This is a genomic window from Pseudomonas sp. GW822-FHT04C11, assembly GCF_058800905.1.
This window is the reverse complement of the sequence record NZ_JBXAMS010000007.1, coordinates 185,692-197,991: the sequence shown is the minus strand read 5'-3', so window position 1 is coordinate 197,991 and position 12,300 is coordinate 185,692. Positions and strand designations below refer to the sequence as shown.

Below are 12,300 nucleotides of genomic sequence, written 5' to 3'. Positions count from 1 at the left end.
TATTCCTCACAGGCCTGCGTGGGCGGCAATGGCGGCGGCGATGGCCAGGGCCAGCTCTTCGGGTTTGCGCTTGATCGAGTAGTTGGTCAGCTCAGGGTGGCTTTCAACGAAGCTGGTGTTGAACTGACCGCTACGGAATTCCGGATTACGCAGGATTTCCTGGTAATAGGCGGCAGTGGTCTTGACCCCTTGCAGACGCATGTCGTCGAGGGCGCGCAAGCCACGGTCCATCGCCTCTTCCCAGGTCAACGCCCAGACCACCAGTTTCAGGCACATGGAATCGTAGAACGGTGGAATGGTGTAACCGGTATAGATCGCCGTGTCGGTACGTACGCCGGGACCGCCGGGTGCGTAGTAACGGGTGATCTTGCCGAAGCTCGGCAGGAAGTTGTTTTTCGGGTCTTCGGCGTTGATCCGGAACTGCAGCGCAAAGCCGCGGTGCTGGATGTCTTCCTGCTTCACCGACAGCGGCAGGCCGGAGGCAATGCGGATCTGCTCACGGACGATGTCGATACCGGTGATTTCTTCGGTGATGGTGTGTTCCACCTGCACCCGAGTATTCATCTCCATGAAGTACACCTCGCCCTCGGCGAGCAGGAACTCCACGGTGCCGGCGTTCTCGTAACCCACGGCCTTGGCCGCACGCACCGACAAGTCGCCAATGTAGGCGCGCTGCTCTGGTGTCAGTTGCGGGCTCGGGGCGATCTCGATCAGCTTCTGGTTACGACGCTGGATCGAGCAGTCACGCTCGAACAGGTGCACCACGTTGCCAAAACTGTCGCCAAGGATCTGCGCTTCGATGTGCTTGGGATTGACAATGCATTTTTCGAGGAAGACTTCCGCTGAACCAAAGGCCTTGGTCGCTTCGGAAATCACCCGCGGGAAAGCTTGTTCGAGTTCATCGCGGCTGTTGCAGCGACGAATCCCGCGACCGCCACCACCGGAGGTGGCCTTGAGCATCACCGGGTAACCGATGCGATCGCCTTCGGCCAGGGCTTCGGCGATGTCGGCGACGTTGCCTTCAGTGCCCGGCGTAACCGGTACGCCAGCCTTGATCATGCTACGGCGGGCTTCGGTCTTGTCGCCCATGCGGCGAATGACTTCTGCCGACGGACCAATGAATTTGATACCGCGCTCGGCGCAGATATCGGCCAGCTCGGCGTTTTCCGAAAGAAAGCCGTAACCTGGGTGCAACGCGTCGCAACCGGTTTCCACCGCGAGGTTCACCAGCTTGCGCGGGTTCAGGTAACCGGCCAGTGGCTCGGCACCAATGCTGTGGGCTTCATCGGCACGTTTGACATGCAACGCATGGCGATCGGCGTCGGAATAGATCGCGACCGAACGAATGCCCATCTCGGCGCAGGCACGTACGATTCGTACGGCAATCTCACCACGGTTGGCAATCAGGATCTTTTTTATCACTTGGAGGTTCCCTTGAGCCGGTTGCTACCCACGACCTTGGACTGGGTCGGCGCGTGACTAAATGTTTCAAGCCAGTCGCACAGTCACACTAGCCCGCTCAAGGGATTAACAAAAATCAATAATAATTGGGTCAGGCATAAGTAAAGACTTATAGTTGAAGAGCCAACCCGCGACCAGAGTGTTTAAATAATGCGTAAGTCCTTGATGCGTATGACATTACGCCAGCTTCAGATCTTCAACGAAGTCTGCGATTTGCGCTCCTACAGCCGTGCAGCTGACGAAATGTCGCTCACACAACCGGCCGTCAGCCTACAGATTCGTCAGCTTGAAGAGCTGATTGGTCAGCCTTTGTTCGATTACGTCGGCAAAAAGCTCTACATGACCGAAGCGGCTGAAGCGTTACAGCGCGCCAGCCGGGACATTTTCGGGCGCCTGGAAAACCTCGACATGCAGCTCTCGGACATGCAAGGTTCATTGCAAGGTCAGCTGAAACTGGCCGTGGAATCCAGCGCCAAGTACTTCGTACCGCACTTGTTTGCCGCCTTCAAGCGCCAGCACCCGGAAGTGAACCTGCAACTGACGGTGGTCAACCGTGGACAGGTCATCCGACGGCTGTCCGACAACCGTGACGACCTGGTGATCATGTCCATGGTGCCGCAGGATATGGGCCTGGAGTTTTTGCCGTTCCTCAACAACCCGATCGTTGCCGTGGCGCCACCGGATCATCCGCTGTGCCACATGGGGCCCTTGCGCTTGCAGGATCTTGAACCCTACACATTGCTGCTGCGCGAGCCCGGTTCCGGGACACGGCTGGCGTGCGAGGAGTATTTCAAAGAGAAGCGCGTGCACTTCAACCAGACCCAGGAGGTCTCGTCGGCCGAAGCCCAGCGCGAATGCGTGGTAGCGGGTCTGGGCGTGGCTTTATTGACGCGCCACGCCCTGAACCTGGAGTTGGCGACCGGCGGACTCAAAGAGCTGCCGGTCGAAGAGCTGCCGTTGTACCGCAGCTGGTGCCTGGTGCAGGCCAAAGCCAAACGCCTGTCACCGGTAGCGCATGCGTTCCTGGGGTTTATCCGCAGTGAACGGGCGCAGATCAGCGCGCTGGTTGAGCGTTTCGACGCGAAGCTGCCGGTGTTGCCTGCCAATAGTTGAGTTCCAGATCCGGATATTCACCGATCTCGGCGAGAAGCTGGCGGTGCTCGCAGCGATCTTCAATCGCTCGGCGAAACGCCATGCGACGCTGGTCTTCTTGCTGACGGCGGGTTTTGACAGCGCTGTTGCGTTCTTCGTAGTGCTGGGCCATTTCGAGTCTCCCAAGGCGAGTACGGGAGTTTCAAGATAGGCGCAGGGGATGACGGTTTGGCGGCACGGGGATTACAGACAGATGAAAATTTTTGCCGCAACCAGATCCATTGTGGCGAGGGGGCTTGCCTCCGTTGGGTCGCGAAGCGGCCCCAAAGCTTTTGCGACTGCTGCGCAGCCGAACGGGGGCAAGCCCCCTCGCCACAAAAAGCCCCTTGTCGCACTATCGTCGGATCAATCGTCGAGGGCTTTTACCGACTTGGGCGACAGACGCAGGCTTCGAAGGCTGCGTTTGACGCTCTTGAGGTGGTTGACCAGGCTCGGCCCACGCGCCATGGCCACGCCCATGGCCAGCACGTCGATCACCACCAGGTGTGCGATACGCGAGGTCAGCGGTGTATAGATCTCGGTGTCTTCGTGCACATCGATCGCCAGGTTGACGGTCGACAGCTCGGCCAACGGCGTCTGGCTCGGGCACAACGTGATCAGCGAGGCACCGCTTTCACGCACCAGGTTGGCGGTGATCAACAGGTCCTTGGAGCGGCCGGACTGGGAAATGCAGATAGCCACGTCCGTCGGCTTCAGCGTGACCGCCGACATCGCCTGCATGTGCGGGTCGGAATAGGCCGCAGCCGTCAGCAGCAACCGGAAGAATTTATGCTGGGCATCCGCCGCAACGGCGCCGGACGCCCCAAAACCATAGAACTCGACGCGCTGAGCCTGGGACATGAGCGTCACAGCCCTCTGCAACTCCAACGGATCGAGCTTCTCGCGAACTTCCATCAGGGTGTGCAGGGTGGTGTCGAAAATTTTCAGGCTGTAGTCGGCGACGGAATCGTCTTCGTGAATCGCGAACTGCCCGAAACTCGCCCCTGCTGCCAGGCTTTGCGCCAGTTTCAGCTTCAAGTCCTGGAAGCCCGAACAACCGATGGCCCGACAGAAGCGCACGATGGTCGGCTCGCTGATGCCGACGCTGTGGGCAAGATCGGCCATGGAACTGTGCATCACAGCCGCAGGATCAAGCAGCACATGATCGGCGACCTTGAGCTCCGACTTGCGTAACAGATGGCGTGACTGGGCGATGTGCTGCAACAGGTTCAAAGGGCAGGACTCATTGTTATTGGCTGACGCCGGGGATGTAGCAATTTTGTAGTTATACTACAAGAATTCGCTTTTTGCCTGTTCAATCCGTAACTCAATGCCTGTGCTGCCCACGGTTTTGGCCATGCATACCCGATGTAGCTGCCTTCGCACGTTACCCCATCCGCAAGCAGCCGCTGTCGTTTTCAAGCCCCTTGACACGCCTTCATCCCTTACCTCAACTTGAAACGACAACGTCCCCCCCTCAGCACTCACTGCCGACACCTGCACTTCGCCCAACTAACAAAGTCACCCCCCCAACTAACTCTCAACGCATGAACACGCTCACATCTTGAACAACTCTGCCACTCCACAAACAAAATACTTCGCGCTAATAATGGCCGGGCAGGAAGCACTTAACTTTAACTTATGGAATATTAAATATGACTATTAAAAACAGTGACTGGGTAGCACAAATCAACCGTATGCCGAAGGACCTCTTCTTCCGCACTTACGGAACCGTGACCGTGGCGCATCCCGGCATTATACCGACATTGGTGCTGAGCCCACTGCAAGACAAGTCCTTCGACCTGAGACTTGATCTGGAACTTAAAGATTCTGGTGACATTACAACTCAGGTCGAAACAGAAAAAGCCGTCACCTATAAAAACCTGGGCGACTCACATGTCACCGGCGTCAGTATCTTCTTCGAAGGCAAACTTCTTCACCATATTAAAGACGTCATGATCACCCATTAAGATAAAAGACACTTATTACTCCCGGGTCTTTTCCTGCCAGGCTAATCACATTAACTGGCAGGCTTTTTTCGTACGTAAAAAAACTCACTCTGGGCGCTCCCCTCTTAACAAGCTTGCAAGCTTGAACGCCTCCACCGGACGGCTGATCAGGTAGCCCTGCACCTCATCGCAGGACTCAGCCTCAAGGAATGCCAACTGCTCTGCAGTTTCCACGCCTTCTGCTACCACTTTCAGCGAAAGCCCATGCGCCATGGCAATGATTGCCCGGGTGATCGCCGCATCTTCCCCGCCCTCGCCCAACCCACGGATAAACGCCTGATCGATCTTCACGTAGTCCACAGGAATGCGCTTGAGGTAGCTCAGCGACGAATACCCCGTGCCAAAGTCGTCGATCGCCAGTTTCACACCAAGATCACGCAATTGCTGGAAGGTCGCGATGATGTGTTCGACGCTGTCCAGCAATTGGCTTTCCGTCAGCTCCAGCTCGAGGTAGTGCGGCGCCAGACCGGTTTCTTCAAGCACCTGGCGCACCAGGCTGACCAACTTGCCCTGACGCAGCTGGTGGACCGACAGATTGACCGAAACCCGAATCGGCTCCAGCCCCTGACGCTGCCACTCGCACGCTTGCCAGCAGGCCTGGCGTAGCACGAACTCGCCAATGGCGCCGATCAACCCGACCTCCTCTGCCAACCCGATAAAATCCCCCGGCGGCACCTGCCCCATGGTCGGATGATCCCAGCGCACCAACGCTTCGGCGGCATTCAGCCGGCCAGTCGCGAGGCAGAGTTTCGGCTGGTAAAACACCTTCAACTGCTTTTCTTCGATAGCCTTGCGCAGCTGGTTCTCCAGCTGCAAGCGCTCAAGGGTGCTGGCCTGCAGGCTGTCGGTGTAGAACTGGAAATTGTTCCCGCCCAGATGCTTGGCATGTTGCATGGCCATGTTTGACTGGCTGACCAGCGCGGAAATTTCTCGCGCGTTATCCGGCAACATGCTGATGCCCATTGACGCACTGACCACCAACTCATGGCCTTCAACGGTCAGCGGCAAGCGCAGCTTGGTCGACAATCGAGTGGCGACCCGCGCCAGGCTCGACAGGTTGCCATAAGCGTCGAACAGCACCGCGAACTCGTCGCCGGACAAGCGCGCAATGGTGTCCGCCTCCGGCAGCGCATTGACCAGACGCCGAGCGATTTTCTGCAGCATCTGATCGGCAACTTCATGGCCGAGGCTGTCGTTGAGCAATTTGAAGCGGTCCAGGTTGATGTGCAGCAACGCCAGGCTCCGGCCGCCCTGGCGTACCCGTTGATGGGCTTCATGCAGACGCTCGCGGAACAATGAGCGGTTGGCCAGGCCGGTCAGTTCGTCGTAGTGGGTCAGGTAGCGCATGCGCTCTTCAGATTCGCGCCGGGCTGACAGATCGGCGAAAAAGCCCACGATATGACTGACATTTCCCCGAGAATCGCGCACCACATTCAGTTGCAGCCATTGCGGATAGAGCTCGCCGTTTTTGCGCGCCTCCACCAACTCGCCCTGCCAACTGCCCTGCTGTTCCAGTGCCTGATGGATCACCGAATAATGCCGCCGCGCGTCGCGACTGCACGGCAACTCGACCACATTGCGCCCCAGCAAATCTTCAATCTGATACCCGGTGACCCGGCTGAACGCCTGATTGACCGCGATCAAGGCGTAATCCGGGTCGAAAATCACAATGCCTTCGCTGGCGGCTTCAAACACTGTCGCCGCCAGTTGCCGCTGCTCTTCAAGCCCTTTGCTGACGCTGATGTCACGCCGGGTGCCGACCATACGGATCACCCGTCCGTTGGCACCTCGTTCCACCGCCCGACCGCGGTCTTCGATCCAGACCCAGTGGCCATCGCCATGGCGCACGCGGTATTCGATCTGATAATCCTCGGTGCGGCCCTTCAAATGCTCGACCAGCGCCCGCCGCAGCGGCGGCAAGTCCTGAGGGTGCAGCCGCGGTTTCAGATGACTGAGCATCGCCGTGACGAATTCCGGCTCAATGCCGAACAACTCCTTGAGCTGGGTGTGATGCACCTCATCGGTTTGCAGGTTCCAGTCCCAGAGACCCAGCTCACTGGCCTTCAACGCCAGCGCCAGCCGCGCTTCGCTCTTGCTCAGGGCCTGGTTGGCGGCGTCCAGTTCGCGGCTACGCTGGGCGACACGGCTTTCGAGGCCGACCTGAGCTTCACGCAGCTCTTCTTCGGCGTGGCGGCGCTGTTCGATTTCCCGCGCCAACTCCTGATTGAGCTGCTCGCTGCGACTTTGCGCCTGCTGCAAGTGCTCGATCAGTGCCTGATTCTGGAAACGCCGCATCAAGCCGTGCTGGATCAGCCGGTTGACCTGCCACGCGACCACACTCAGAGAGCCCAACAGAATCAGCCCGAGCCAACCCCAGCCTTGCTGCTGTTCATCGCCGCCCCAGAACAAATAACCGATCGCCGGTAACAGACACGGCAAGGTGAACGACAGGAAGGCCGGCAGGCTCACCGCATAGGCGACACTGGCCGAGAGGGTTGCCGCGCCGATCAGGCCGAATACCCAGGCTTGTTGCAGGAAGCTGTCGGTGGGCACCAGGGCAATACCGGCACCGGCCAGCGTCAGGCCGGTCATGGCCGACCCCAGCAGAAACATTCGACGCCAGACTGGCTGCGCCTGACGACTGGGCATCGCCGAGTCGAAGGCTGCGACTTGAATCACCCGCAGCGCCACCAGCGACAGTAACCAGATCAGCCAGATGCTCACCAGGAAGTAGCGCTGCGGGCTCCAGAGCAACCCGGCGCAGACCAGACCATTGATCAACATGAACAGCGTGGGCAACAACGAGCCCTGATACAGCAGACGCGTGCGCTCGACCGCCATCTCCATGGCGTACTGTTTGCGGATAACCCGCGGTTCCACAGAAGGGCCCGACAGGCTGGGGCTGAGGGTCATAGGCAATATTCTTGTTCTTATAAGGGTGAGCGTGATGAGCCCGAAATGTCGACGGAGCATACACAAGCAATGGCCCGGACCAAACTGCTCCAAATCATAAAACCGACAAAACAAATGGCCCGTTGCCAGTGTTCAAAACCACAGAAGCGCGGCCCATCAGGGCTTGCGACGAATGACTGACCGGTCGTCCCCTACGCTTCTTTCATCGGTTAATGCAAAGCTCGGTTTGCCCGGTGTGGCGTGGCGCCCTAGAATGCCCTGATGCGCGATGATCTCTCCCTTCTGCTGAACTCCCTCAACGATGCCCAACGTCAGGCCGTAGCTGCCTCCGTGGGTCGTCAGTTGGTCCTGGCCGGTGCTGGTTCCGGTAAAACCCGTGTGCTGGTGCACCGTATCGCCTGGTTGATCCAGGTCGAGAACGCCTCGCCACACTCGATCCTGTCGGTGACGTTCACCAACAAGGCCGCTGCCGAGATGCGCCATCGCATCGAGCAGCTGATGGGTATCAACCCGGCCGGCATGTGGGTCGGCACCTTCCACGGCCTGGCGCACCGCTTGCTGCGGGCGCACTGGCAGGAAGCCGGCCTGAGCCAGACTTTCCAGATCCTCGACAGCGATGACCAGCAACGTCTGGTCAAGCGGGTGATCCGCGAACTGGGACTCGACGAGCAACGCTGGCCGGCCCGTCAGGCCCAGTGGTTCATCAACGGGCAGAAAGACGAAGGTCTGCGCCCGCAACATATTCAAGCCAGTGGCGATCTGTTCCTGGCCACCATGCGCAGCATCTATGAAGCCTATGAGGCCGCGTGCTTGCGCGCGGGCGTCATCGACTTCTCCGAACTGCTGCTGCGCGCCCTCGACCTGTGGCGCGATCATCCGGGCCTGCTGGCGCATTATCAGAAGCGCTTCCGTCATGTGCTGGTGGACGAATTCCAGGACACCAACGCCGTGCAGTACGCCTGGTTACGTCTGCTGGCCAAGGGCGGCGACAGCCTGATGGTGGTTGGCGACGACGATCAGTCGATCTACGGCTGGCGCGGCGCGAAAATCGAGAACATTCACCAGTATTCGGCCGACTTCCCGGACGCGGAAGTCATTCGACTGGAACAGAACTACCGCTCCACCGCCGGGATCCTCAAGGCTGCCAACGCCTTGATCGCCAACAACACCGGGCGCCTGGGCAAAGAGCTGTGGACCGACGGCGGCGAAGGCGAAGCGATCAACCTGTACGCCGCGTTCAACGAACATGACGAAGCACGCTACGTGGTGGAAACCATCGAAAGCGCGCTGAAAACCGGCATGGCACGTAGCGATATCGCGATTTTGTACCGCTCCAACGCCCAATCGCGGGTTTTGGAAGAAGCGCTACTGCGCGAACGCATTCCGTACCGCATCTATGGCGGCCAGCGCTTCTTCGAGCGGGCTGAAATCAAGAACGCCATGGCTTACCTGCGGTTGCTCGAAGGTCGCGGCAACGATGCGGCGCTGGAACGGGTGATCAACGTTCCAGCCCGTGGCATCGGCGAAAAAACCGTCGAAGCGATCCGCGACCACGCTCGTCACAGCGATGTGTCGATGTGGGAAGCCATGCGTCAGCTGGTGACCAATAAAGGCCTAACCGGCCGCGCAGCCGGCGCACTGGGTGCGTTCATCGAGTTGATCGAGCACTTGGCGACCACCACCGCTGAAATGCCACTGCACCTGATGACCCAGACCGTCATCGAGCAGTCCGGCCTGATTGCCTATCACCAAGCGGAAAAAGGCGAGAAAGGTCAGGCGCGGGTAGAAAACCTTGAGGAACTGGTCAGTGCGGCGCGCAACTTTGAAAGCGCCGAGGAAGACGAAGACCTGACGCCACTGGCCGCGTTCCTCGGCCATGCCTCGCTGGAGGCCGGCGACACCCAGGCCGACGAGCACGAAGACAGCATTCAGCTGATGACCTTGCACAGCGCCAAAGGCCTGGAATTCCCTTACGTGTTCCTGGTGGGCATGGAAGAAGGCCTGTTCCCGCACAAGATGAGCCTGGAAGAGCCCGGCCGCCTTGAAGAGGAACGCCGTCTGGCTTATGTCGGCATTACCCGGGCCATGCAAAACCTGGTGATGACCTACGCCGAAACCCGACGCCTGTACGGCAGCGAAACCTACAACAAGGTTTCACGCTTCGTACGTGAAGTACCTAAAGGCCTTATTCAGGAAGTGCGGCTGTCCAACAGCGTCAGCCGTCCATTCGGTGGCGGCCAGAAGCAAAGCTCGAGCAGCATGTTCGCCGGCACGGAAATCCCGGAAACCGCGTTCAGCCTCGGTCAGCAAGTGCAACATGCGGTCTTCGGCGAAGGGGTGATCCTCAACTTCGAAGGCGCCGGCGCGCAGGCCCGGGTGCAAGTGAACTTCAGTGAAGGCAGCAAGTGGCTGATGCTCGGCTACGCCAAGCTCGAAGCCATCTAACGGCTATCTGCTTGATCGTTCCCACGCTCCTGCGTGGGAACGATAAACGGTGAGGATCACACATGGGCTCGGGCTTCTTTTCTTCCTGGACATTCTGGGCCCTGCTGTCGGCGGCTTTCGCTGCGCTGACGGCGATTTTCGCCAAGGTCGGCATCGAAAACGTCAATTCTGACTTCGCCACGCTGCTGCGCACGATCGTGGTACTGGTCAGCCTGGCCTTGATTTTGTACGCAACGGGCCAATATCAGTCACTGGGATCGATATCCGCCAAGAGCTACCTGTTCCTGCTGCTGTCCGGCCTGGCAACCGGTGCCTCGTGGATTTGCTACTTTCGTGCGCTGAAACTCGGGCCAGCCTCGCTGGTAGCACCCGTCGACAAACTCAGTGTGGTGCTGGTCGCCGTGTTGGGCGTAGTGTTGTTGGGTGAGCGGCTCGACCTGCGTCAATGGGGCGGAATCGGTCTGATCACGGCGGGTGTGGTGATGTTGGCATTGCGACGTTAAACAACGCTCCTGCTCTATCTATCCACTTGTCCTACAGACAAATGTACAAGCGCCTCCTTGTATCGACGGAGCTGAACGCAGCCTGTCAGGCAAAAGCCCGAAACACTCTGCCGCTAGCCAGTGTCACTTCACCTGTGCAACATGGCGCGCGTGCCATCCACAAATGGGAATTCCCTTTATGAAACGTTTTCTTAGCATCGCCCTGGCGCTGTGCATCGGCCTGACGATGAGCCTCGACGCCAACGCCAAGCGCTTCGGTGGCGGCAAAAGCGTAGGCGCTGCGCCTACCCACCAGACCAGCCAAATGGCGCCGTCCTCGCCTGGCATGGGTCCTGCTGCCGCGACCGCCGGTGCTGCGGGTGCCGCAGGCGCTGCCGCCAAAGCTGGCGGTGCTTCGCGCTGGCTCGGCCCTCTGGCCGGTATCGCTGCCGGCGGCCTGCTGGCCTCCATGTTCATGGGCGGCGGCTTCCAGGGCATGCAGATTTTCGACATCCTGATCATGGCAATCATTGCGTTCGTGATCTTTCGCTTCATCGCCGCTCGTCGCCGCAAGCAACAAGAGCATATGGCCCCTGCGGGCGCGCCAATGCAGCGTGAAGTGTACGAACAGAAGCCGGCCATGGGTTCGATCTTCGGCGGTTCGGCTGCCCCTGCTGCCGCTCGTCCGGTGATCAACGCTCCGGCCTGGTTCAACGAAGAGCGCTTCGTTGAAGCCGCACGCAACCACTTCCAGTCCCTGCAACAGCACTGGGACGCCAATGAAATGGACAAGATCGCCGAGTTCGTGACCCCGCAAATGCTGGAGTTCCTCAAACGCGAACGCGCCGATCTGGGTGACGGCTTCCAGTCCACCTATATCGACAACCTCCACGTTCAACTGGACGGCGTGGATGATCGCGCCGACAAGACCATCGCCACCCTGACCTTTACGGGCGTGTCGAAAACCTCGCGCTTCGACCAGGGCGAAGTGTTCAGCGAAAGTTGGAACATGGAACGTCCGCAAGGCGAAAACCAGCCTTGGCTGGTGGCCGGTATTCGTCAGAACGGCTAATAGCCCACGGTTCTGTTTGGAAGATGCCGAGCTAAGATCAGACAAGGCAAAAACAGGTGAGGAAGCGGAGTTGACGTTAGTCAATGAGCATTCCGAGCCTGTTTTTAACGCCGGATGATCGACGCGCAGGCGTGTTCCAGACAGAACCGAGCATGCTGTAATGAAAACCCCGGACTCGTCCGGGGTTTTCTATTTCGCAGTTGCATCTATAGCGAGCTACTGTATAAACCGCCCCAACTAAACCGCGCCATTGAGCAAGAGGATCCCGGACGTGGAAGAAATCATCGAACAACTGCGAGAAGCCAACGAACCGGTACCGGTGCCCTTGGAGCTGCCTGACGAAGACCTGCTGGTGGAAATCGAAGAACAACTGTTCATCGATATCCCGTTCGTCTTCAGAGAATTCCTGCTGACCGTCAGCGACGTCGTGTACGGCAGCCTGGAGCCGGTGACTGTCACTGACCCGCAATCGCACACCTACCTGCCGGACGTTGCCGCCAACGCCTGGGATGCCGGTGTTGATCGCAGCATGATTCCGATCTGCCAGGACGGTGACAACTACTACCTGGTCGAAGAAGACGGCACCGTGGTGCTGTGGCTGGCCGAAGAAGAGCTGTTGGCCGAAGAAACCTGGGAATCGGTGTGGCACTGGGCGCGGGACGTCTGGCTGGAAAGCTGATCTGCCTTGGTCTGTAGCAGCTGGCGTAGCCTGCGTCCGGCTGCGTAGCAGTCGTAAAATCAGGCAAAGAGGTGTTTCAGGTTAACCGAGCGGTAGGGTTTACGGTCG

Annotated in this window: 10 protein-coding genes; 6 read left to right on the top strand and 4 right to left on the bottom strand. The window is 59.0% G+C overall.

Translation table 11 applies throughout. The features are described 5' to 3' along the window. Positions 1-6: 6 nt before the first annotated feature. On the bottom strand, positions 7-1,422 hold the full coding sequence (locus AC1RJ3_RS14095; protein ID WP_019694334.1) for an acetyl-CoA carboxylase biotin carboxylase subunit: 1,416 nt from the start codon (positions 1,420-1,422) through the stop codon (positions 7-9). A 189-nt stretch (positions 1,423-1,611) separates the two neighbouring features. Here AC1RJ3_RS14095 and AC1RJ3_RS14090 point away from each other — a divergent pair, with 189 nt between their 5' ends. After that, positions 1,612-2,574 carry a LysR family transcriptional regulator gene (locus tag AC1RJ3_RS14090; protein WP_054594786.1) on the top strand — a complete coding sequence of 321 codons (963 nt, stop codon included), beginning with the start codon at positions 1,612-1,614 and terminating at the stop codon, positions 2,572-2,574. Here the strand turns inward: AC1RJ3_RS14090 and AC1RJ3_RS14085 are convergent. Both AC1RJ3_RS14085 and hexR read right to left on the bottom strand, forming a co-directional pair. Beyond that, entirely contained in the window at positions 2,516-2,725 is a 210-nt protein-coding gene (locus AC1RJ3_RS14085; RefSeq protein WP_081013719.1) for a PA3496 family putative envelope integrity protein, read from the bottom strand. The two genes, AC1RJ3_RS14090 and AC1RJ3_RS14085, sit on opposite strands and share 59 nt — an antisense overlap. 233 nt (positions 2,726-2,958) lie before the next feature. Further along, complete coding sequence (gene hexR / locus AC1RJ3_RS14080; RefSeq protein WP_007954250.1) at positions 2,959-3,825, bottom strand: transcriptional regulator HexR; 867 nt, start codon at positions 3,823-3,825, stop codon at positions 2,959-2,961. 422 nt (positions 3,826-4,247) lie between these two features. Between hexR and AC1RJ3_RS14075 the strand changes: the two genes are divergently transcribed. Further along, the gene (locus AC1RJ3_RS14075) at positions 4,248-4,562 is read left to right on the top strand and encodes a hypothetical protein (protein WP_493079312.1); all 315 of its coding nucleotides are present in this window, start codon (positions 4,248-4,250) and stop codon (positions 4,560-4,562) included. A gap of 84 nt (positions 4,563-4,646) precedes the next feature. Here the strand turns inward: AC1RJ3_RS14075 and AC1RJ3_RS14070 are convergent, their stop codons facing one another. Continuing rightward, positions 4,647-7,514 carry a putative bifunctional diguanylate cyclase/phosphodiesterase gene (locus AC1RJ3_RS14070; protein WP_493079311.1) on the bottom strand — a complete coding sequence of 956 codons (2,868 nt, stop codon included), beginning with the start codon at positions 7,512-7,514 and terminating at the stop codon, positions 4,647-4,649. Between the two features lie 261 nt (positions 7,515-7,775). On the opposite strand from AC1RJ3_RS14070, the gene uvrD reads away from it, so the two are divergent. From uvrD to AC1RJ3_RS14050, 4 genes are all read left to right on the top strand, one after another. Next, the gene (uvrD, locus tag AC1RJ3_RS14065; protein ID WP_427532878.1) at positions 7,776-9,959 is read left to right on the top strand and encodes a DNA helicase II; all 2,184 of its coding nucleotides are present in this window, start codon (positions 7,776-7,778) and stop codon (positions 9,957-9,959) included. Positions 9,960-10,021: 62 nt separating this feature from the next. After that, positions 10,022-10,462: an EamA family transporter gene (locus AC1RJ3_RS14060; RefSeq protein ID WP_071552707.1), complete on the top strand. Its 441-nt coding sequence runs from the start codon at positions 10,022-10,024 to the stop codon at positions 10,460-10,462. 178 nt (positions 10,463-10,640) lie between these two features. Continuing rightward, the gene (locus AC1RJ3_RS14055; protein WP_347928446.1) at positions 10,641-11,513 is read left to right on the top strand and encodes a Tim44 domain-containing protein; all 873 of its coding nucleotides are present in this window, start codon (positions 10,641-10,643) and stop codon (positions 11,511-11,513) included. A gap of 271 nt (positions 11,514-11,784) precedes the next feature. Continuing rightward, positions 11,785-12,192, top strand: a complete 408-nt coding sequence (locus AC1RJ3_RS14050; protein ID WP_019694340.1) for an SMI1/KNR4 family protein — start codon at positions 11,785-11,787, stop codon at positions 12,190-12,192. Positions 12,193-12,300: the final 108 nt, after the last annotated feature.